Below are 21,523 nucleotides of genomic sequence, written 5' to 3' on the forward strand. Positions count from 1 at the left end.
CGAGTGCCGGGGCGCAGCCACACCGTCTTGACGCTGTGCAGCGTCTCGCGCACCGACATCGTCTCCGACGTCGCCGCCGAACCGTCCGGGGTGTTCCTGACGATGGCCAGCGTGAGCACGATCGACACGAACGCGGCACCGCGGCGGCCGTCCGGCACGTCGGCGAGCTGCCCCAGCAGGAGCGCGGTGTTCGCCGCGTCGTCGCCGTGCCGCCCCGACCAGCGCGCGCTCAGCACACCGGGCATGCCGTTGAGGGCGTCGACCTCGAGGCCGGAATCGTCTGCGACGGCAGGTATGCCGGTCGCGGTGAACGCGTCGCGCGCCTTGGCGACCGCGTTCTCCTCGAACGTCGCGCCGGTCTCGGGCGCCTCGTCGAACGGCGGGACGTCGTCGAGCGACAGCAGCGTCAGCTCCGACAGTCCCGCGTGGTCGAGCACGCGGCGCAGTTCGGCCAGCTTCTTGCGGTTGCGCGAAGCGACGAGTACCCGGGACATCCGGGTCAGCTTCCGAACGCCTTCTTCGCGGGCTCGCCGGACTCCGGCAGCGCCCCCGGGTACGGCTTCTCGAGCGCGCTGCGCTGGATCGCGAACAGCTGGTCACACGCCGCCATCGCGGCGTCGAGCATCTTGTCCAGGGTGGACCGCGGGAACGTCGCGCCTTCGCCGGTGCCCTGGATTTCCACGAGCGTGCCGGTGTCGGTGGCGACGACGTTCATGTCGACCTCGGCGCGCGAGTCCTCGGTGTAGGGCAGGTCGACGCGGATGCGGCCGTCCACCACCCCGACGCTGACCGCGGCGATCGCGCATGACAGCGGCCGCGGGTCCGACAGCTTGCCGGCGGCGGACAGGTAGGTGACGGCGTCCGACAGAGCCACATAGGCGCCCGTGATGGCCGCCGTGCGGGTGCCGCCGTCGGCCTGCAGCACGTCGCAGTCGATCGCGATGGTGTTCTCCCCCAGCGCCGCGAGGTCGATACAGGCGCGCAGGGACCTGCCGACCAGACGGCTGATCTCCTGGGTGCGACCGCCCACGCGTCCTTTGACCGACTCACGGTCGGAGCGCTCATGGGTCGCGGCGGGCAGCATCGCGTACTCGGCGGTCAGCCAGCCCTGCCCGGACCCCTTGCGCCAGCGGGGCACACCTTCGGTGACGCTCGCCGTGCACATCACCCTGGTCTGCCCGAACTCCACCAGCACCGAACCGGCGGGATGGGTGGTGAAACCCCGGGTGATGGTGACCGGGCGCAATTCGTCGTCGAGTCGACCGTCTTCTCGTCTGGACACGGGGCCAACCCTAGCCCGTCGACCGGGCACGCCGGTCGACGGATGGAGCCTTCAGGACCGCGCGACCTCGAAGGTCTCGTTGCAGACGACCGCGTGCACCGGACCGTCGAACTCGGCCTTCGCCTCGCTGATCACGTCCTCGCGCGACGTCCACGGCGGAATGTGGGTGAGCAGAAGTTCGGACACCCCGGCGTGGGCGGCCGCCCGGCCGGCTTCGGTACCGGACAGGTGCAGACGCGGAGGACGTTCCGGGGAATCCGTCCAGGAGGCCTCGCACAGGAACACGTCGGCACCGCGGGCCAGGTCGATCAACGCGTCGCAGTAACCGGTGTCCCCGCTGTAGACCAGGGTGGCTCCCGACGGGTCGGTGATCCGCATCCCGTAGGACTCCGTCGGGTGGCACACCAGGCGCGGCAGCACCGTCAGCGCGCCGATGTCCACGGCCTGGTTGTCGACCCAGTGCCGGATCTCGAAGATGTCGGTGATGTCGTCGATCTCGCCACCCTCCGGCGAGGACGCCGCGCCCAGCCGGGCCCACGTGTTGGCGGGGCCGTAGACGAAGCCGCGCTCCTGTGCCGGCGTCGGGTGGTAGCGCCGCCAGACGAACAGTCCGGGCAAATCCAGACAGTGGTCGGCGTGCAGATGCGACAACAACACGTGAACGGAATTCGGATCCGCATGACGCTGAAGCGCCCCCAGCACGCCGCCGCCGAAATCGAGTACCAGCGGCGGAGTGTCGGGCGCGGTGACGAGATATCCCGACGCGGGCGAATCAGGACCGACCACACTGCCGGAGCAACCGAGTACGGTGATTCGCACGCTCACTAGCTTGCCATGCCCGGTATCGCGATGACGAAAACATCGGCGCATTGGGCGACGAACGTCATGTTCGGGCACCGGCGTGACGCTGAACAGACCGGACTCCGTCAAGGGTGGGTCCGAGGAAGCGCGCCGCCAAAGCCGTGAACGCCTCCGGGTCCCCGGTCGCCTCGAACTGCCGTCGCGGCGGCGCCACCGGATCCGCCGGATGCGGTTTCAGCAACTCCCGCTCGGTCAGCACGCGGAGCAGATCCTTGGCGGTCTCCTCGGCGCTGGACACCAGCGTGACCTGGTCGCCCATCGCCAGCTGGATCAGACCGGACAGCATCGGATAGTGGGTACACCCGAGCACCAACGTGTCGACCTGTGCCCGCTGCAGTGGCTCCAGATAGCCCTCCGCCAGGCCGAGCACCTGACGCCCGCTGGTCACTCCGCGTTCGACGAAGTCGACGAAGCGGGGACACGCCACCCCGAACACCTCGACGTCACGGGCCGCGGCGAACGCGTCCTGATACGCGCCCGACGCGATCGTCGCGGCGGTGCCGATGACACCGATCCGTCCGTTGCGCGTGGTGGCGACCGCGCGCCGCACCGCGGGCAGGATCACCTCGACCACCGGGATCGGCGCGTAGCGTTCCCGCGCGTCGCGCAGGCACGCCGAGGACGCCGAATTGCAGGCGATCACCAGCGCCTTGATGCCACGGCCTGCCAGGTCGTCACCGATCGCCAGCGCGTGCGCACGGATCTGCGGGATGGTCAGCGGGCCGTACGGCCCGTTGCCGGTGTCGCCGATGTAGATGATGTCCTCGTCGGGGAGTTGATCGATCACCGCGCGTGCCACCGTGAGCCCGCCCACCCCGGAATCGAAGATCCCGATCGGCGCCTGCGGTGACGTCATCGGGTCGGGTACAGCGGACTCGTGGCGCCCCGGCGGGACTCTCGTGCCCTGCGTTCCGGACTGGACAGCAGGTACGCGGCCAGCACACCGGCGGCCGCACCGCACAGATGGCCCTGCCAGGAGACGCCGAAGGTGCCGGGCAGCACGCCGAGCAGGATGCTGCCGTAGATGAACAACACCACCACCCCGACGACGATCTCCCACACCTTGCGGGTGAAGAAGCCGAACACGATCAGGAACGTGAGCCAGCCGAAGATCAGCCCGGAGGCCCCGATGTGGTTGGTCTCCACGACCATCCCCTGATAGGTGGGCGCCCCGACGTTGCCGATCAGCCAGGTGCCGAGGCCGCCGACGATCCAGACGATCGCGGTCGCGTACAAAAACCGCGACAGCCCGGCCAGCGTCATCAGGAAACCGAGCACCAGCGCCGGCCCGGTGTTGGCCATCAGGTGTTCCCAGTTGGAGTGCAGCAGCGGCGCGAACAGGATGCCGCTCAGCCCGTCGGTCTCCATCGGGCGAATCCCGTTGCTGTCCAGGCGATGGCCGGTCAGCGAGTCGAACAGCTCGATGACCCAGAGCAGCACGACGAACGACAGGATGGTGAGGCCACCGACCACCCACGCGGGCCGCTTTTTCGGCTCCGCGGGGAAAGCGGGGTGTCCACCGGTTCCCGTCACGCCCAAAGCTGCCCTTCCAACGCGTCCTCCGCGTCGTCCAGGCTACCGGCGTACGCGCCGGTCGACAGATACTTCCACCCCGCGTCGCACACGGTGAACGCGATGTCGGCGCGTTCGCCGGCCTTGACCGCTTTGGCGGCCATGCCGAGCGCGGCGTGCAGGATCGCGCCGGTGGAGATGCCGGCGAAGATGCCCTCCATCTGCACCAGCTCGCGCGTGCGTCGCACCGCGTCATAGGAGCCCACCGCGAAACGTGTGGTCAGCACGTCGGGGTCGTACAGCTCGGGGATGAAGCCCTCGTCGATGTTGCGCAGCGCGTACACGCCCTCGCCGTAGCGTGGCTCGGCGGCCACGATCTGGACCCCCGGGACGTGCTCGCGCAGGAACCGTCCGGTGCCCATCAGCGTGCCCGTGGTGCCCAGACCCCCGACGAAGTGGGTGATCTCGGGGAGATCGGCCAGCAACTCCGGTCCGGTGCCGTCGTAGTGCGCGGCCGCGTTCGACGGGTTGCCGTACTGGTACAGCATCACCCACGAAGGGTGTTCGGCGGCAAGCTCTTTGGCGTGCGCCACCGCGGTGTTGGAGCCGCCCTCGGCGGGCGAGTAGATGATGCGCGCACCGTAGAGTTCGAGAAGCTGACGCCGCTCGGTCGAGGTGTTCTCCGGCATCACGCAGATCATCTGGTAGCCCTTGAGCAGGGCCGCCATCGCCAGCGAGATGCCGGTGTTGCCGCTCGTCGGTTCCAGGATGGTCGCGCCGGGATGCAGCCGCCCTTCGCGTTCGGCGTCCTCGATCATCCGCAGGGCCGGCCGGTCCTTGATGGAACCGGTCGGGTTGCGGTCCTCGAGCTTGGCCCACAACCGGACGTGCGGCGACCCGTCCCAGGCCGGGGAGAGCCGCTGCAGCCCGACCAGCGGCGTGTTGCCCAGCGCTTCGAGCAGCGAGTCGTATCGGGTCATCGGATCCGCTCAGCCTCCGGCGACGGCGGGCAGGATGGTCACCGAGTCCCCGTCGGAGATCGCGGTGTCCAGCCCGCCGGAGAACCGCACGTCCTCGTCGTTGACGTAGATGTTGACGAAGCGGTGCAGCTTGCCGTTATCCACGAGCCGCTCCGAGATGCCCGAGTAGTTGGCCTCCAGATCGGCGATCACCGCCTGCAGGGTGTCCCCGGTGGCCGTCACGCGCTTCTCACCGCCGGTGTGGGTGCGCAGGATCGTGGGGATGGACACAGAGATAGCCATGTGACTGACTCCTTCGGTTGGCTGTCTTAGTACTGCTCGACGATGGTGACGGGTTCCTCCGTGACGACACCGTCCACGATGCGGTAGCTGCGCAGTTCGTGCCGGTCGGGGTCACGGGTGGACACCAGGACGTAGTGGGCGTCGGGTTCGGACGCGTACGAGATGTCGGTGCGGCTCGGGTAGGCCTCGGTGGCGGTGTGCGAGTGGTAGATGACCACGGGCACCTCGTCGGCGTCGTCCATCTCCCGCCACACCTTCAGCTGCTCACCCGAGTCGAACCGGTAGAACGTCGGCGAACGCTCCGCGTTGACCATCGCGATGAACCGCTCGGGGCGGTCGGAGCCGTCCGGGCCCGCGATGATTCCGCACGCCTCGTCGGGATGGTCGGCGCGGGCATGGCTGACCATGGCGTCGACCAGGTCAGCACGGATCGTCAGCACGCTGCATTCCTCTCATTCGAACGCTCCCGGCAACAGACCACGGTATGTCGGTATTCCGGCGACCGTGCCGGCGGCCAGCACTCCGACCAGCACGGCGCGTGCCAGCACCTCCGCCGCCGCGGCGCCGACCGCGGTGACCAACGGCAGTTCCGGCGTCATCGACGCCGGCGTCGTCGGGTCGGGGTTCACCTCCACCGCGCCTGTGGCCAGCGCGAACACCGTGTCGCCGTCGAGCGGGGTGTGGCACGGGTTGATGGTGCGGGCCAATCCGTCCTGCGCCGCCACCGCAACCCGGCGGCAGGCGGCCTTGCTCAGCGCCGCGTCGGTGGCCACCACCGCGATCGTGGTGTTGAGCGGGCTGAGTTCGCCGTGCCGGTCGGCGTAGGCGGCGAGTTGGTCCGCGGGCGGGCGGACGAGGCCGAACTCCTCGGCGTGGGAGGCCAGCCACGGCAGCCCGGTGGCGGGGTCGACGACGTCGCCGGCGGAGTTGACGACGACGAGCGCGCCGACGGTGACACCGGAATCCAACGTGACCGACGCGGTCCCGACACCGCCCTTGAGCACGCCGGCGCGCGCACCGACCCCCGCTCCCACCGTGCCGATTCCCACGTCGGTGCCCGCACCGGCGGCGGCCCGGTACCCGAAGTCGGCGTCCGGGCGGCACTGCCACCCGCCGACCGGAAGGTCGAAGATCACCGCCGAGGGCACGATGGGCACCACGCCCCCGTCCAGCGCGACACCGCGGTTCTGCTCCTCCAGCCACGTCATGACGCCGTCGGCGGCGGCCAGGCCGTACGCGCTGCCGCCGGTGAGCACCACCGCGTCGACGTGACGCACCGAGTTGCTCGGGTCCAGCAGATCGGTCTCACGGGTGCCCGGCGCGCCACCCCGGCCGTCGACCGCGCCGACGGTGCCCGGCGGCGTCAGCACGACGGTGGTACCGGTGGCCCAGCCCGAACCCGGTTCCGCGTCATCGTCGATGCGGTGGTGGTGCCCGACGCGGATTCCGCCGACATCGCTGATCGATCCGCTCACCGGGACCAGCTCATCGTCCGCGATCCATCAGGCAGATCACCAGGTACTCCTGCAACACCGTCAACCACTGGTACACGTCGAGGTGTCCCGCCATGGGGTGGTCGGCGGGCAACCGGTCGGGGATGTCGGACCCGACGTCGAGCATCGTGCCCAGCGCGAGGCGAACATCGTTGACCGCCGACGCCCACGCCTGCGCATCGTCCTCCGACAGTTCGAACTTGCCGCCCCCGGCCGGCACCGTGTCCAACAGGCGTTGCGCCGCTTCACGTTTGGCATCGATGATCTCGGGCTCGTGCAGGCTGCGCAGTGCGCTGTTGAGGCTTTCCGCGGCGCCGGTGCCGGCGGGATGATCGGTGGCGGGCCGGTAGAAGTCGGGAAGCAGCCGCTTGAGCGTATCGTCTTGCGGCGGAACCGAATTACCGGTCCGCATCCCGGTGATCTCGGCGAGCTCGTCCACCGGGGCGGAGCCCTCCCGCGAATCGAGCATGTCCATCAGCGAGGCGACCAGGCTGCTCAGCAGCTCGGCTTCGTGCGCCGCCAGCGCCGACCGAAATCGCGGGCCGTCGGGGCCCTCGACCCGTTTCCATTTACGCACAGTGTCTTCAGCGGTCCTGTTGCAGCGTCGCCCACAACCCTGCGGCGTGGAGCCTGGTCACGTCTGTCTCCATGGATTCCCGGCTGCCCGCCGACACCACGGCCCTGCCCTCGTTGTGCACCTGGAGCATCAACTTGGTGGCGTGCGGTTCGCTGTAGCCGAAGAGTTTCTGGAAGACGTAGGTCACGTAGGTCATCAGGTTCACCGGGTCGTCCCAGACGATGGTCACCCACGGCGCGTCGGTGGCTTCATCCGTTTCCTGGTCCAACCGCGCATCGCGGTCTTCGCGTGTACCCGGTCGGGCCTTCGCCGGCGTCACCATGGGGCCAGGATACCGGGGCCCCCGACGGGCCTCGAACCGATACGGTGAGCCTGTGACCCTCCCGTCCACGGACCTGCCGGACACGTCCATGGCGCTGCTCACCGACAAGTACGAGCTGACGATGCTCGCGGCCGCGTTGCGCGACGGCACCGCGGGCCGGCGCTGCACCTTCGAGGTCTTCGCACGCCGCCTTCCCGACGGCAGGCGGTACGGCGTGACCGCCGGTACCGCACGGTTCGTGAATGCGTTGCGGGCGTTCAGGTTCGACGCCGCGGCGCTGAGCAGTCTTGAGGACTTCCTCGACAGAGCCACGCTGGACTACCTGGCCGACTACCGCTTCACCGGAGACGTGGACGGTTACGCGGAGGGCGAGCTGTACTTCCCCGGCTCCCCCGTGCTGTCCGTGCACGGCACCTTCGGGGAATGCGTGGTCCTGGAGACCCTGGCGCTGTCGGTCCTCAACCACGACTCGGCCGTCGCATCGGCGGCGGCGCGCATGGTCAGCGTCTCGGCCGGGCGCCCGCTGATCGAGATGGGTTCGCGGCGCACCCACGAGCAGGCCGCCGTCGCGGCGGCGCGCGCGGCCTATCTCGCGGGATTCGCGGGTTCGTCCAACCTTGAGGCGCAGCGCCGCCACGGCGTGCCCGCGCTCGGCACCAGCGCACACGCGTTCACGCTGCTGCACACCACCGCGGACGGAACCCCGGCGGACTGGGAGAAGGCCGCGTTCCGGGCGCAGATCGACGCGCTGGGCGTCGGCACCACCCTGCTCGTCGACACCTACGACATCACCGCCGGGGTCGCCCACGCGATCGAGGTCGCGGGCACGCGGCTGGAAGCGGTGCGCATCGACTCCGGCGACCTCGGCGTGCTGGCCCGTCAGGTCCGCGAACAACTGGACGGCCTCGGAGCGACCGGGACCCGCATCGTGGTGTCGGGCGATCTCGACGAGTTCGCGATCGCGGCGCTGCGCGCCGAGCCCGTCGACTTCTACGGGGTGGGCACCTCGGTGGTCACCGGATCCGGCGCGCCGACGGCGGGCATGGTCTACAAACTCGTCGAGGTCGACGGGATCCCGGTCGAGAAGCGCAGCAGCCACAAGCAGTCTCACGGCGGGCACAAGCGGGCGTCCCGGCTCGCCAAGAGTTCGGGCACCATCGTCGAAGAACTGGTCTACCCCGCAGCCGGCCCGCCACCGGACCCGGCCGGTCTGCACATGCGGGAGCTGACCGTCCCGCTGATGCGCGACGGCGAGCCGGTCGCCGACCTCGGACTGGACCGCGCCCGCGCGCTCGTCGGCGAGGGCCTGCTCAGCCTCCCCTGGGACGGTCTGAGCCTGTCCAGGGGCGACCCCGCCGTCCCGACCCGGATGATCGCGCCCGTGCGCGGACGGAAGTAGACGTCGGTGGAGGTCACCGAGCTGTTGGCCACGGCGGTCGCCGCGCTGGGCGGGGCCACTCGCGACGGCCAGATCGCGATGGCCGAGGCGGTCGCCCGCGCGTTCGACACCGGTGAGCACCTCGCCGTCCAGGCCGGCACCGGTACCGGCAAATCGCTGGCGTATCTGGTGCCGGCGATCGCGCACTCGGTGTCGGAGAACCGTCCCGTCGTGGTCTCGACCGCCACCATCGCGCTGCAACGGCAGCTCGTCGACCGCGACCTGCCCCGGCTCGCCGACTCGCTGGCCGGGGTGCTGCCCCGACGCCCGACCTTCGCGCTGCTGAAGGGCCGGGGAAACTATCTGTGCCTGAACAAGATCCACAACGGATCCGCCGGCGGTGAACCGGACGACCTGCCGCAGGAGGAACTGTTCTCACCGGTCGCGAGCAGCGCACTCGGCCGTGATGTCCAGCGGCTCACCGCGTGGTCGGAGACCACCGACACCGGTGACCGCGACGAGCTCAAGCCCGGTGTTCCGGACCGGTCCTGGTCGCAGGTCAGCGTGTCGGCGCGCGAGTGCATCGGGATGTCGCGCTGCCCGTTCGGCACGGAGTGTTTCGCCGAACGCGCACGCGGCCGGGCCGGCGAGGCCGACGTCGTCGTCACCAACCATGCGCTGCTGGCCATCGACGCCATCGGCGACGCCAACGTGCTGCCCGAACACGAACTGCTCGTCGTCGACGAGGCGCACGAGCTGGTCGACCGGGTGACCGGGGTCGCGACCGCTGAACTGTCGGCGACGTCGTTGGGCATCGCGCACCGGCGGGCCGCACGTGTGGTCGCTCCCGAACTCGCCGAGCGACTGGAGGCGGCGTCGGCGACGTTCTCGTCGGCGATGTTCGACGCCCGTCCCGGCCGGATCGACGTACTCGACGAAGAGTTGGGCACATGTCTGGCCGCGCTGCGCGACGCCGCGCACGCGGCACGCACCGCGGTGGACACCGCACCCAACGATCCGAAGACGACCTCGGCCCGGGCCGAAGCGGCCACCGCGCTGTCCGACGTCGGCGACACCGCCGCGCGGATCCTCGACTCGTTCGTCCCCGCCATCCCCGACCGCGTCGACGTCGTCTGGCTCGACCACATCGACGACGCCAGGTCGGGCAGTCGCGCGGTGCTGCGCGTCGCACCGCTGTCCGTGTCCGGTCTGTTGCGCAGCAGGCTGTTCGGGCGCTCGACGGCGGTGTTGACCTCGGCGACGCTGACCATCGGGGGCAGTTTCGACGCGATGGCCTCGGCCTGGGGCCTCTCCGGCGGCGCCGGCCGCGAGCAGGATCAGACCGGTGGCTCCGCGGGCTGGCGGGGTCTGGACGTCGGGTCGCCGTTCGACCACACGAAATCGGGAATCCTCTACGTCGCCGCGCACCTGCCGCCGCCCGGCCGCGACGGCGCAGGCTCCGCCGAGCAACTCGACGAGATCTGCGCGCTGATCGAGGCCGCGGACGGCCGCACGCTCGGGCTGTTCTCGTCGATGCGGGCCGCCAAGGCCGCCGCCGAGGTGATGCGCGAACGCCTCGGCACGCCCGTGCTGTGCCAGGGTGACGACAACACCTCGGCGCTCGTACAGCGTTTCGCCGACGACGAGCAGACCTCGTTGTTCGGCACGTTGTCGCTGTGGCAGGGCGTCGACGTACCCGGGCCCTCGCTGTCGCTGGTGCTGATCGACCGGATCCCGTTCCCCCGGCCCGACGATCCGCTGCTCACCGCCAGACAGCGCGCGGTGGCCGCGCGCGGTGGCAACGGGTTCATGGCGGTCGCGGCCAGCCACGCGGCGCTGCTGCTCGCACAGGGCGCAGGCAGGCTGTTGCGGCGCGTCGACGACCGCGGCGTGGTGGCCGTGCTCGATTCCCGGATGGCCACCGCCCGCTACAGCGGATTCCTGCGTGCGTCACTGCCGCCGTTCTGGGCGACGACCGACGGCGCGGCGGTCCGTGCGGCGCTGCGGCGGCTGCGCGGGATGCGTTGATTTCGGCTCGCGCTGCATCCGCAGTCCGCGGCGCGAATTCACTATCCTGGCGGAATGTTCGGTCGGCGGCCGTCACGCCGCAGCGGCCACTACCGAAAGGCGGCGTCCATGAGCCCGTCGAGGAAGCCGAGCCGGCTGTTCGGCGCCACCGTCACCGTGTGCTCGGTGCTGGTCGCCACCGCGTGCTCGACCACGTTGCAGGGCAACGCCGTTTCGGTGTTCGACGATCCGTTCCGGGTGGCCGGGATGCCCGCCACCGACGGCCCGACCGGCCTGCGTCCCGGCGCCGAGGGCCCCGCCCGTGACGTCGAGGGCACCGACGGAAGCGCAATCGACGAACTCGCCGCGAGCGCGATCAGCGACATCGAGGATTACTGGGCGACAGCCTATGAGGAGACCTTCGGCGAGAGGTTCAGACCCGTCGCCGAACTGATCTCCTGGGACGCCAACGGATTCGACGGCGAGTTCTGCGGCGAGGACACCTACGGGCTGGTCAACGCGGGCTACTGCTACACCGACCGGACCATCGGCTGGGACCGCGGCGAGCTGCTGCCCGGACTGCAACGCGCGCACGGCGACATGGGTGTGGTGATGGTGCTCGCCCACGAGTACGGGCACGCCGTGTCACGCTTGTCCGGGCTGGCCAAGAAAAACACCCCGACGCTGGTCGCCGAGCAACAGTCCGACTGCTTCTCCGGCGCCTACATGCGCTGGGTCGCCGAGGACTCGTCGCCGCGTTTCACACTCAGCACCGGTGAGGGCCTCAACAACGTGCTCGCCGGCGTGATCTCGTTCCGCGATCCGCTGATGACCGAAGGCGATCCCGAGGCGGGCTTCGACGAGCACGGTTCGGCTTTCGAGCGGCTGTCGGCGTTCCAGTTCGGCTTCACCGACGGTCCGGCGGCTTGCGCGGGCATCGATCTGGACGAGATCGACCAGCGGCGCGGAGATCTGCCCGTGCTGCTGCCCGAGGACCAGACCGGCGAGTTGCCGATCACCGAGGACTCGACCCGGTCGATCGTCGATGCGATGGGAATCCTGTTCTCACCCAGGAACCCTCCCGCTCTGAGCTTCGACGCCGACGCCGCCCCGAGTTGTCCGGATGCGCGTCCGAGCCCACCCGCGTCCTTCTGCCCGTCCACCAACACGATCGTCGTCGACCTGCCCGCGCTGGAGGAGATGGGGGCGCAGGCCGATCCGCGCGACGCCGGCAGCCTCGCCACCGGCGACAACATGGCCTACTCGGTGCTGGTGTCGCGCTACATGCTGGCGATCCAGCAGGAACACGGCGGGGTGGCGCTCGACAACGCCGAGGCGGCGCTGCGCACCGCGTGCCTGACCGGGGTCGCGACGGTCAAGATGACCGAGGAGGTGACCACACCCGACGGCGACACCCTCGCGCTCACCGCGGGCGACGTCGACGAGGCGGTGTCGGGCATCCTGCTCAACGGCCTGGTCGCCAGCGACGTCAACGGCGAGTCGGTGCCGGCCGGGTTCTCCCGCATCGACGCGTTCCGCGTCGGCGTCCTCGGGGATACCGAGCGCTGCTTCAAACGCTTCCCGTGAGCCCCGCCCACCTCGGACGACGGAGCCGCGTCACGCCAGCGTGACCAGCCCCAACTCGTTGGCACCGGCCAACAGCCGGTGGTGTGGCAGCACCCGGACCGTGTAACCGACCGACCCGGCGAACGGCAGCGGCGTCGTCGCGGTGAAGATCTCGTCGCCGTTCTCCGCCGTCCCGGTGTGTTCCATGGGCACGGTGGTCGGGTCGACCAGCGCGTCGGCGGCGTCGACACGGCCCAGGACGGCCTGCACGGCGACCTCGTCGGGACGCAGCTCACCGAGCGACACCAGCGCGGTCAGGGTGAGCTCGGAACCCAGCAGCGGGGTGTCGGGAAGCCCGTAGCTGTCCACGTCGGTGATCGTGATCTTCGGCCAGGCCTGCTCGACCCGCCTGCGGTACTCCGCGAGCTCGCGGGCGGCGCCGAAGGGCTGGGCGAACTCCGGCGCACCGGACTGCCCGGGCTGGATCACCTGGCGCAGCGCCTGTGCGGCGGGCAGGTAGTACTGCTGCGTGTAGTCGCGAACCATGCGGGAGGCCAGCACCTTCGGTCCCAGCGCCTGCAGCGTGTGGCGCACCATCTCCACCCACCGGGTCGGAACGCCGTTCTCGTCGCGGTCGTAGAACTTCGGTGCGACGGCGCGCTCGAGCAGGTCATAGAGCGCGGCTGCCTCGAGGTCGTCGCGCCTGCCCTCGTCGGCCAGGCCGTCCGCGGTGGGGATCTCCCAGCCGTTCTCGCCGTCGTACCACTCGTCCCACCAGCCGTCGCGGATGGACAGGTTCAGCCCGCCGTTGAGCGCGCTCTTCATCCCCGACGTGCCGCACGCCTCCAGCGGTCGCAGCGGGTTGTTCAGCCATACGTCGCAGCCGTGATAGAGCTTGCGCGCCATCGACATGTCGTAGTCGGGCAGGAACGCGATGCGGTGCCGCACGTCTTCGCGGTCGGCGAAGCGCACGATCTGCTGGATCAGCGCCTTGCCGGCTTCGTCGGCGGGATGCGACTTGCCGGCCACGATCAGCTGGACCGGGCGCTTCTCGTCGAGCAGCAATCGCGCCAGCCGGTCGGGGTCGCGCAACATCAGGGTCAGCCGCTTGTAGGTGGGCACCCGGCGGGCGAACCCGATGGTGAGCACACCGGGATCGAAAGCCGTTGCCACCCAGCCGAGTTCGGCATCCGAGGCGCCGCGCTCCAACCAGGACCGGCGCACCCTGGCCCGGACGTCGTCGATCAGCTCGGCGCGCAGCTGGGAGCGGATCCACCACAGATGCCCGGAATCGACCTGCTGCAGCAGCGACCAGGACTCCATGTCCCGCAGCGAGCTCAGGTCCTCGCTGCCGAGCAGCTCGCGCCCCAGCTCCATCCACTGCGGCGCGGCCCACGTCGCCGCGTGCACACCGTTGGTGATCGACCCGATGGGCACCTCGGCGGGGTCGAAACCCTGCCACAACTCGTTGAACATCGCCCGGCTGACGCGCCCGTGCAGCATGGACACGCCGTTGGCGCGCTGCGCCAGACGCAGACCCATGTGCGCCATGTTGAACTTCGTCGGGTCGTCCTCCGTGCCGAACGCGAGGATGCGCTCCAACGGCACCCCGGGCAGCAGCCGGGAGCCGCCGACGGCAGGGGCGCCGAGCTCCGGCCCGAAGTACCGTTCCACCATCTCGACCGGGAACCGGTCGATGCCGGCCGCAACCGGCGTGTGGGTGGTGAACACCGTGGACGCGCGCACCACCGCGAGTGCGGTGTCGAAGTCCAGCCCGGCCTCGATCAGCTCGCGGATGCGCTCGGCCCCGAGGAAGCCGGCGTGCCCCTCGTTCATGTGGAAGACCTCGGGCGCGGCAAGGCCTTCCAGCGCGGTGAACGCGCGGATGGCGCGCACCCCGCCGATGCCGGCCAGGATCTCCTGCCGGATCCGGTGCTCCTGGTCCCCGCCGTACAGCCGGTCGGTGACCGAGCGCAGCTCGTGCTCGTTCTCCGGGATGTCGGAATCCAACAGCAACAACGGGATCCGGCCGACCTGCGCGATCCAGATGCGCGCGAAGAGCTGCGCGCCGTCGGGCAGGGCGAGTTCGACGAGGACGGGCGCGTCCTGGGCGTCGGTCAACAGCCGCAACGGCAACCCCTGCGGGTCCAGCGACGGATAGCTCTCGTGCTGCCAACCGTCGGCGCTCAGCGACTGGCGGAAGTATCCGGAGCGGTAGTACAGCCCGACGGCGATCAGCGGCAGCCCGAGATCGGAGGCCGATTTCAGATGATCGCCGGCCAGGATCCCGAGGCCGCCCGAGTAGTTGGGCAGCACCTCGGCGACGCCGAACTCCATCGAGAAATAGGCGATGCCCTTGGGCAGTTCCGCGCCGGCGGCGTCCGCGCCCTGCTGCTGGTACCACAACGGCCTGCTCAGGTAGTCGTCCAGATCCGCGGCCAGCGCGTTCAGGCGCCCGACGAACGAGTGGTCGGCGGCCAGTTCCTCCAGCCGGGCGGGACCGACCTGCCCGAGCAGCGCGACCGGGTCCCCGCCGACCTGGTCCCACAGCCGGGGATCGATCGCCGCGAACAGGTCCTGGGTCGGCTTGTCCCAGGACCAGCGCAGATTGACGGAGAGCCGCTCGAGTGCGGCCAGCGGCGCGGGAAGGTGGGCGCGGACGGTGAACCGGCGGAGAGCTTTCACGCGAGTCCACCTTACTGCGGCTGACGGCCGTCGGGGGCGGCCTCGCCTCGGTATCCCGCAAACCGATGCCCGACGAAAGGTTGAGCCGGACACTACGGTGGGTATAGGCGCGACAGGGCCATAGCCAGGCCGGGAACGAGACAGGCAACGACGCGCGGTGGGTGCCGCGCGGTGCTGATCGAAGCGATGGGGAGTGCCAGGGAGTGAGCGCGTGACCGCCGGTCGTATCGAGATTGACGACGTCCAGCCCGTGGTGTCCGAAGGGCGGTTCCCGGCCAAAGCGGTCGTCGGCGAGGTGGTCCCGGTGTCGGCGACTGTCTGGCGGGAAGGCCATGACGCGGTGGCCGCGACCCTGGTGGTGCGCTACCACGGAACCTCCTATCCCCCGCTGGCCGAGGAGCCGCCGGGCCGGGTGCGGTCCACCGAGGCGGTGCCCATCCAGGAGGTCGTCAACCCCGCCCAGCGGGTGCGCCCTCAAGCCCTCCCGATGGCCCTGGGACGCACACCCGACGTGTTCCACGGCCAGTTCACGCCCGACGAGGTGGGCCTGTGGACGTTCCGGGTGGACGGTTGGGGTGATCCGCTCGCGACCTGGCGCAAGAACGTCACGGCCAAGCTGGACGCCGGGCAGAGCGAGGGCGAGCTGAACAACGACCTGCTGGTCGGCGCACGCCTGCTGGAACGTGCCGCGACCGGCGTGCCGCGCCAGGACCGCTATCCCCTGGCGGAGGCGGCCGCCAGGTTGCGCGAACCGGGCGATCCGTACTACCGCGCCGGCGCGGCGCTGGCTCCGGAGCTCACCGCGCTGCTGGACCAGTATCCGCTGCGCGAGCTCGTCACCCGAGGCAAGCAGTACGGCGTCTGGGTCGACCGACCGCTGGCCCGGTTCAGTTCCTGGTATGAGTTCTTCCCGCGGTCGACCGGTGGATGGGACGCGTCCGGTCATCCGGTACACGGGACCTTCGCCACCGCCGCCAAGGCGCTGCCCCGGGTGGCCAGGATGAACTTCGACATCGTCTACCTTCCTCCGATCCACCCGATCGGCAAGGTGCACCGCAAGGGACGCAACAACAGCGTCACCGCGGCCCCCGGCGATGTCGGGTCGCCGTGGGCGATCGGCAGTGACGAGGGCGGCCACGACGCGGTGCATCCGGACCTCGGCACCATCGAGGACTTCGACGACTTCGTCCGCGCCGCGCGGGACGAAGGCCTGGAGGTGGCGCTGGACCTCGCGCTGCAGTGCGCTCCGGACCATCCGTGGGCTCGCGAACACCCCGAGTGGTTCACGGTGTTGCCCGACGGGACGATCGCCTACGCCGAGAACCCCCCGAAGAAGTATCAGGACATCTATCCGCTGAACTTCGACAATGATCCCGCCGGCTTGTACGAAGAAGTGCTGCGGGTGGTGAAGTTCTGGGTTTCCCACGGCGTCAAGGTCTTTCGGGTCGACAACCCGCACACCAAGCCGCCGAACTTCTGGGCCTGGCTGATCGGCGAGGTCAAGAACAGCGACCCTGACGTGCTCTTCCTGGCCGAGGCGTTCACCCGGCCGGCCCGGCTGTTCGGACTGGCCAAGCTCGGATACACGCAGTCCTACACGTACTTCACCTGGCGCACGGCCAAGTGGGAGCTGACCGAGTTCGGCGAGTCGATCGCCGAGCACGCCGATTACAGCAGGCAGAGCCTGTGGGTGAACACGCCGGACATCCTGCACGAAAGCCTGCAGCACGGCGGTCCGGGGATGTTCGCGATCCGGGCCGTGCTGGCCTCGACGATGAGCCCCACGTGGGGGATGTACTCGGGCTTCGAGCTGTTCGAGCACCGGGCCGTGCGCGAGGGCAGTGAGGAGTATCTGAACTCGGAGAAGTACGAGTTGCGCCCGCGCGACTTCGAGGCCGCGTTGGCCGACGGTGAATCGCTGGAGCCGTTCATCACCCGGCTCAACGAGATCCGCCGCCTGCACCCCGCTCTGCAGCAGATGCGGACCATCAAGTTCCACCACGTCGACAACGACGCGCTGCTGGCCTACAGCAAGTTCGACCCCGTCTCGGGCGATCAGGTCCTAGTGGTGGTCACCATCAACCCGTTCGGCCCCGAGGAGGGGACGGTGTGGCTGGACATGGAAGCGCTGGGCATGGACCAGCAGGACCGCTACTGGGTGCGCGACGAGATCTCAGGCGAGGAATACCAGTGGGGCCAGGCCAATTACGTGCGCCTGGAACCGGCCCGGGCCGTGGCCCACGTGTTCAACATGCCGCAGGTTCCCGCCGACCGACGAGCCAACCTTCTGCGTAGGGAGTGACGACATGACCAACGCGTCCCATCTTCAGAACCAGGTCGACAGTCCGCACCTGCGGCCGCACACCGCCGACCTGAACCGGCTGCTGGCCGGCGAGCACCACGATCCGCATTCGATCCTCGGCGCGCACGAGTACGGCGATCACACGGTGATCCGTGCGTACCGGCCGCACGCGGTCGAAGTGGTCGCCGTCATCGGCGGAACCCGGTATCCGTTGCGCCACATCGAGGCCGGTTTGTTCGCCGTCGCGGTGCCGTTCGTCGACCTGATCGACTACCGGTTCGAGATCAGATACTCCGAGGACGAGTCGGCGTTCGTGCACACCGTGGCCGACGCCTACCGGTTCCTGCCGACGCTGGGCGAGATCGATCTGCATCTGTTCGCCGAGGGGCGCCACGAGCGGCTGTGGGAGATCCTCGGCGCGCACCCGCGCAGTTTCACCACCCCCGACGGCGTGGTCAACGGCGTCTCTTTTGCGGTCTGGGCGCCGAACGCCAAGGGCGTCAGCGTGACCGGGGACTTCAACCACTGGGGCAACGAGGCGCAGATGCGCGTGCTCGGCTCGACCGGGGTGTGGGAACTGTTCTGGCCGAACTTCCCGGAGAACGGGCTGTACAAGTTCCGGGTCCACGGCGCCGACGGCGCGGTCACCGACCGCGCCGACCCGATGGCGTTCGCGACCGAGGTGCCACCGCAGACCGCCTCGCGGGTGTTCCACAGCGATTACACGTGGGGCGACGGCGAGTGGATGAGCGGGCGCGCGTTGCGCAACCCGGTCTTCGAGCCGATGAGCACCTACGAGGTGCACCTGGGCTCGTGGCGGCCGGGCCTGAGCTACACGGAACTGGCCGAACAGCTCACCGAGTACGTCGTCGAACACGGCTTCACCCACGTCGAGATGCTGCCGGTCGCCGAGCATCCGTTCGGGGGCTCCTGGGGTTACCAGGTCACCTCGTACTACGCACCGTCGTCGCGGTTCGGTACTCCCGACGAGTTCCGCCATCTCGTGGACGCGCTGCACCGGGCCGGAATCGGCGTCATCGTCGACTGGGTGCCGGCCCACTTCCCCAAGGACGCATGGGCGTTGGGCCGCTTCGACGGGACCGCCCTCTACGAACACGGTGACCCGCGCCGCGGCGAGCAATTGGACTGGGGCACCTACGTATTCGACTTCGGCCGGGCCGAGGTGCGCAACTTCCTGGTGGCCAACGCGCTGTACTGGTTGCAGGAGTTCCACGTCGACGGCCTACGCGTCGACGCCGTCGCGTCGATGCTCTACCTGGACTACTCGCGCCCGGAAGGCGGTTGGACGCCCAACATCTACGGCGGCCGGGAGAACCTGGAGGCCGTGCAGTTCCTGCAGGAGATGAACGCCACCGTCCACAAGATCAACCCCGGCATCGTCACGATCGCCGAGGAGTCGACGTCCTGGCCCGGGGTCACACGTCCGACAAACCTTGGCGGCCTCGGCTTTTCGATGAAGTGGAACATGGGCTGGATGAACGACACGCTGGAGTTCATCAAGCGCGACCCCATCCACCGCAGCTATCACCACCACGAGATCACGTTCTCGATGCTCTATGCGTTCAGTGAGAATTACGTGCTGCCGATCAGCCACGACGAGGTGGTGCACGGCAAGGGCACGCTGTGGGGACGGATGCCCGGTGACGACCACATGAAGGCGGCGGGCATCCGTGGGCTGCTGGCCTACCAGTGGGCGCATCCGGGCAAGCAACTGCTGTTCATGGGACAGGAGTTCGGGCAGCGCGCCGAGTGGTCCGAGGAGCGTGGGGTCGACTGGTTCCAGTTGGACGAGCAGGGGTTCTCCGACGGGATCCTGCGCATGCTCTCCGATGCCAACGAGCTCTACCGCACGCGGCGGGCGCTGTGGTCACGGGACACCCAGCCCGAGGGCTACTCCTGGATCGACGCGAACGACTCGGCCAACAACGTGCTGAGTTTCCTGCGGTTCGGCGACGACGGCTCCACGATGGCGTGCGTGTTCAATTTCTCGGGTTCCGAGCACACCCGTTACCGGCTGGGTCTGCCGCACGCCGGGACGTGGCGCGAGGTGCTCAACACCGACTCCGACGTTTACCACGGATCGGGCATCGGCAACTACGGCGCCGTTGAGGCCACCGAGGAGCCGTGGCACGGCAGGCCGGCATCGGCGGTGATGGTGCTGCCGCCGCTGGCCGCGCTGTGGTTCGAACCCGCCTAGCCCCTCTTCTCGCCGAAATGGCATTCCAGCAGGTGCCTACTCGCAAAAGCGCTGCTGGAATGCGATTTCGGCGGATCGGGTGACCGGGCTCAGTACAGCGCGTTGGCGAGGTTGCGCCGACCGGCGATGACCTCGGGGTCGGCCGGATCGAACAGCTCGAACAGTTCGATGAGCCGCGTGCGGACCTTGGTGCGGTCGTCGTCCGCGGTGCGCTTGACCAGAGCGGTCAGCCGCGCGAAGGCGGCGGCGATGTCCTGCTGCATGATCTCGACGTCGGCGGCCGCGAACGCGGCGTCGATGTCGTCCGGTGACGCGTCGGCCACCGCGACCGCGTCGCTGCTGTGGGTGGTCGCGCGCTGCAGGAAGGCGATCTGGCGCACCGCCCCCTTGGCTTCGGGGTGGTTCGGGTTGGCGTCGAGGATCGCCTGGTATGCACGGCGAGCGGCGTCGAAGTCCCCGGCGTCGAGATAGGCGCGCGCCTGCTCCACCTCGGGGTCGACGGCCTCGGCGCCCTCTTGTTCGGCCGCGCCGGAGAGTTTCCCGGCCGTCGCGTCGAGCAGGGAGTCGATCCACCGCCGCAGCTGCTCGGGCGGCTGCATGCCCTCGAAGCTCGACAACGGCCTGCCGGCCGCCAGTGCCACCACGGTCGGCACCGCCTGGACGCCGAACATCTGCGCCACCCGCGGTGTCGTGTCGACGTTGACCGACGCGAACGCCCACTTCGGACCGTCCGTGGCGGCCAGTGCCGACAGTGCCTGACCGAGTTGGAGACTGGAGTCGCTGCGGGGGGACCACAGCAGCACGACGACGGGCACCTCGGTGGAGCGAAGCAGCACCTCGGCTTCGAGGTTGGCTTCGGTGATCTCCACACCGCCCGGGTTTCCTGCCGGCGCACCTTCGCCGGCGGGGCGTTGCTTGAGCGCCGACAGGTCGACAGCTCCCGCCAGCGCAGACGAGATTCGGGGTCCAGGTCGAGTCACGTGTTCAAGTTTGTCACGTCGTTTCGGGTACCGACGCCCCCGGTCGACCGAGCTCCGCCGAGACCGGCTGAGAACCCATCCGGCCGCTGCGATCAGCCCATATGAGGAAGATCACACTCCCCAGCGGCACGATGCTGCCCAGCAATGCCAGCAACCACGTCCCGATGCCCCACTTGTTGATGATCCCGACGACGAGCGCGGCCGCCACGAACGCGATGAAGACGGCGCCGTGCGCGGGGCCGAACACTTTCACCCCGATCTCGGTCTGCGGCGAGCCCAGGTACTTGAAGTACATCCCGAGCAGCAGTCCGACCCAGCTGACCGCCTCGGCGAACGCGATCAACCGGAACCAGCCGGCCGCACTGCGGAGGTCGTAAGCGCTTGTGTAGGTGGCCATGAACGTCATTGTGCATGAAATCGCGGCCAGCTACTACAACGCGTCGTTGACGGCCGTGGGAGGTCAGGGCCTGCGCAGGATGAGCGCGTCGCCCTGGCCGCCGGCTCCGCACAGCGCGGCCACCGCGTAACCGGATCCGCGCCGGGCCAGCTCCAGCGCGACGTGCAACGTGATCCGCGCGCCGGACATCCCGATCGGATGTCCGATCGCGATGGCGCCGCCGCTGGTGTTGACCTTCTCCGCGGCCGTAGCCTCGTCCAGCCCGAGTTCTCTGGTGGACGCGAGCGCGACGGCGGCGAACGCCTCGTTGATCTCGATGACGTCGAGCTGGTCGACCGAGATGCCTTCCTTGGCGACGGCCTTCTTGATCGCGTTGGCGGGCTGGGACTGCAGCGTGGAATCCGGGCCGGCGACCACACCGTGCGCGCCGATCTCACACAACCACTCGAGCCCCATCTCCTCGGCCTTGGCCTTGCTCATCACCACCACCGCACACGCCCCGTCGGAGATCTGCGACGCCGAGCCGGCGGTGATGGTGCCGTCCTTGCGGAACGCCGGCTTCAACCCGGCCAGAGACTCGGCGGTGGGGTTTGCCCGGCTGCCCCCGTCCTCGTCGCACCCGATCGCGTCACCCCTTCTCCGCCGGGTCTGCCCCGGCCCCCCCTCGTCGGCGCACACCCC

Annotated in this window: 19 protein-coding genes and 1 pseudogene; 5 read left to right on the forward strand and 15 right to left on the reverse strand. The window is 69.4% G+C overall.

Annotation, left to right across the window (positions count from 1 at the left end):
* The 11 genes from ASJ79_RS27580 to clpS form a co-directional block, all read right to left on the reverse strand.
* The coding region (locus ASJ79_RS27580) for a non-canonical purine NTP pyrophosphatase (protein ID WP_369803783.1) at window positions 1-494 on the reverse strand (494 nt) is incomplete at its 3' end.
* Window positions 495-499: 5 nt separating this feature from the next.
* Entirely contained in the window at window positions 500-1,282 is a 783-nt protein-coding gene (gene rph, locus ASJ79_RS27585; RefSeq protein WP_067962197.1) for a ribonuclease PH, read from the reverse strand.
* 51 nt (window positions 1,283-1,333) lie between these two features.
* A complete protein-coding gene (locus ASJ79_RS27590) occupies window positions 1,334-2,107 on the reverse strand; it encodes a cyclic nucleotide-degrading phosphodiesterase (protein ID WP_067962199.1) in 774 nt (257 codons plus the stop codon).
* A gap of 58 nt (window positions 2,108-2,165) precedes the next feature.
* A complete protein-coding gene (gene murI, locus ASJ79_RS27595; protein WP_067962203.1) occupies window positions 2,166-2,999 on the reverse strand; it encodes a glutamate racemase in 834 nt (277 codons plus the stop codon).
* Entirely contained in the window at window positions 2,996-3,682 is a 687-nt protein-coding gene (locus tag ASJ79_RS27600; protein WP_067962206.1) for a rhomboid family intramembrane serine protease, read from the reverse strand. The genes murI and ASJ79_RS27600 overlap by 4 nt, the downstream gene beginning before the upstream one ends.
* Window positions 3,673-4,635: a cysteine synthase gene (locus ASJ79_RS27605; protein ID WP_067962208.1), complete on the reverse strand. Its 963-nt coding sequence runs from the start codon at window positions 4,633-4,635 to the stop codon at window positions 3,673-3,675. The genes ASJ79_RS27600 and ASJ79_RS27605 overlap by 10 nt, the downstream gene beginning before the upstream one ends.
* 9 nt (window positions 4,636-4,644) lie before the next feature.
* The gene (locus ASJ79_RS27610) at window positions 4,645-4,917 is read right to left on the reverse strand and encodes a MoaD/ThiS family protein (protein ID WP_067962209.1); all 273 of its coding nucleotides are present in this window, start codon (window positions 4,915-4,917) and stop codon (window positions 4,645-4,647) included.
* Between the two features lie 26 nt (window positions 4,918-4,943).
* Window positions 4,944-5,357 carry a Mov34/MPN/PAD-1 family protein gene (locus ASJ79_RS27615; RefSeq protein ID WP_067962211.1) on the reverse strand — a complete coding sequence of 138 codons (414 nt, stop codon included), beginning with the start codon at window positions 5,355-5,357 and terminating at the stop codon, window positions 4,944-4,946.
* A gap of 12 nt (window positions 5,358-5,369) precedes the next feature.
* Window positions 5,370-6,392 (reverse strand): P1 family peptidase, encoded by a 1,023-nt coding sequence (locus ASJ79_RS27620; protein WP_067962213.1) that lies wholly within the window; start codon window positions 6,390-6,392, stop codon window positions 5,370-5,372.
* A gap of 10 nt (window positions 6,393-6,402) precedes the next feature.
* Complete coding sequence (locus tag ASJ79_RS27625; RefSeq protein ID WP_067962215.1) at window positions 6,403-6,987, reverse strand: DUF2017 domain-containing protein; 585 nt, start codon at window positions 6,985-6,987, stop codon at window positions 6,403-6,405.
* A gap of 7 nt (window positions 6,988-6,994) precedes the next feature.
* Entirely contained in the window at window positions 6,995-7,309 is a 315-nt protein-coding gene (clpS, locus tag ASJ79_RS27630) for an ATP-dependent Clp protease adapter ClpS (protein ID WP_067962217.1), read from the reverse strand.
* On the opposite strand from clpS, the gene ASJ79_RS27635 reads away from it, so the two are divergent.
* From ASJ79_RS27635 to ASJ79_RS27645, 3 genes are all read left to right on the forward strand, one after another.
* Window positions 7,308-8,708: a nicotinate phosphoribosyltransferase gene (locus ASJ79_RS27635; RefSeq protein WP_082754101.1), complete on the forward strand. Its 1,401-nt coding sequence runs from the start codon at window positions 7,308-7,310 to the stop codon at window positions 8,706-8,708. The genes clpS and ASJ79_RS27635 overlap by 2 nt on opposite strands.
* Window positions 8,709-8,714: 6 nt before the next feature.
* On the forward strand, window positions 8,715-10,715 hold the full coding sequence (locus ASJ79_RS27640; protein ID WP_067962219.1) for an ATP-dependent DNA helicase: 2,001 nt from the start codon (window positions 8,715-8,717) through the stop codon (window positions 10,713-10,715).
* A 108-nt stretch (window positions 10,716-10,823) separates the two neighbouring features.
* The gene (locus ASJ79_RS27645; protein ID WP_067962221.1) at window positions 10,824-12,281 is read left to right on the forward strand and encodes a peptidase; all 1,458 of its coding nucleotides are present in this window, start codon (window positions 10,824-10,826) and stop codon (window positions 12,279-12,281) included.
* Between the two features lie 30 nt (window positions 12,282-12,311).
* Here ASJ79_RS27645 and glgP read toward each other — a convergent pair whose 3' ends face one another.
* Window positions 12,312-14,945, reverse strand: a complete 2,634-nt coding sequence (gene glgP, locus ASJ79_RS27650) for an alpha-glucan family phosphorylase (protein ID WP_067962224.1) — start codon at window positions 14,943-14,945, stop codon at window positions 12,312-12,314.
* A gap of 211 nt (window positions 14,946-15,156) precedes the next feature.
* Between glgP and ASJ79_RS27655 the strand changes: the two genes are divergently transcribed.
* Together ASJ79_RS27655 and glgB are read left to right on the forward strand one after the other, a co-directional pair.
* Window positions 15,157-17,247 carry an alpha-1,4-glucan--maltose-1-phosphate maltosyltransferase gene (locus ASJ79_RS27655; RefSeq protein ID WP_067962225.1) on the forward strand — a complete coding sequence of 697 codons (2,091 nt, stop codon included), beginning with the start codon at window positions 15,157-15,159 and terminating at the stop codon, window positions 17,245-17,247.
* Window positions 17,248-17,251: 4 nt separating this feature from the next.
* The gene (glgB, locus tag ASJ79_RS27660) at window positions 17,252-19,465 is read left to right on the forward strand and encodes a 1,4-alpha-glucan branching protein GlgB (RefSeq protein WP_067962226.1); all 2,214 of its coding nucleotides are present in this window, start codon (window positions 17,252-17,254) and stop codon (window positions 19,463-19,465) included.
* A gap of 89 nt (window positions 19,466-19,554) precedes the next feature.
* Here the strand turns inward: glgB and ASJ79_RS27665 are convergent, their stop codons facing one another.
* From ASJ79_RS27665 to ASJ79_RS27675, 3 genes and pseudogenes are all read right to left on the reverse strand, one after another.
* Complete coding sequence (locus ASJ79_RS27665) at window positions 19,555-20,445, reverse strand: tetratricopeptide repeat protein (RefSeq protein ID WP_067962230.1); 891 nt, start codon at window positions 20,443-20,445, stop codon at window positions 19,555-19,557.
* Window positions 20,446-20,458: 13 nt separating this feature from the next.
* On the reverse strand, window positions 20,459-20,842 hold the full coding sequence (locus tag ASJ79_RS27670) for a DUF3817 domain-containing protein (protein ID WP_067962235.1): 384 nt from the start codon (window positions 20,840-20,842) through the stop codon (window positions 20,459-20,461).
* Between the two features lie 63 nt (window positions 20,843-20,905).
* Window positions 20,906-21,523: pseudogene (locus ASJ79_RS27675) on the reverse strand (acetyl-CoA C-acyltransferase); the annotation flags it as partial.

Source organism: Mycobacterium sp. NAZ190054 (genome assembly GCF_001545925.1).
Lineage (GTDB): Bacteria > Actinomycetota > Actinomycetes > Mycobacteriales > Mycobacteriaceae > Mycobacterium.

Excerpts from the sequence above, each read along its gene's own strand:
- ASJ79_RS27610 (WP_067962209.1), bottom strand. The coding sequence starts at position 4,917 with ATGGCTATCTCTGTGTCCATCCCCACGATCCTGCGCACCCACACCGGC.
- ASJ79_RS27635 (WP_082754101.1), top strand. The coding sequence starts at position 7,308 with ATGGGGCCAGGATACCGGGGCCCCCGACGGGCCTCGAACCGATACGGT.
- ASJ79_RS27670 (WP_067962235.1), bottom strand. The coding sequence starts at position 20,842 with ATGGCCACCTACACAAGCGCTTACGACCTCCGCAGTGCGGCCGGCTGG.
- murI (WP_067962203.1), bottom strand. The coding sequence starts at position 2,999 with ATGACGTCACCGCAGGCGCCGATCGGGATCTTCGATTCCGGGGTGGGC.
- ASJ79_RS27645 (WP_067962221.1), top strand. The coding sequence starts at position 10,824 with ATGAGCCCGTCGAGGAAGCCGAGCCGGCTGTTCGGCGCCACCGTCACC.
- clpS (WP_067962217.1), bottom strand. The coding sequence starts at position 7,309 with ATGGTGACGCCGGCGAAGGCCCGACCGGGTACACGCGAAGACCGCGAT.
- glgB (WP_067962226.1), top strand. The coding sequence starts at position 17,252 with ATGACCAACGCGTCCCATCTTCAGAACCAGGTCGACAGTCCGCACCTG.
- ASJ79_RS27605 (WP_067962208.1), bottom strand. The coding sequence starts at position 4,635 with ATGACCCGATACGACTCGCTGCTCGAAGCGCTGGGCAACACGCCGCTG.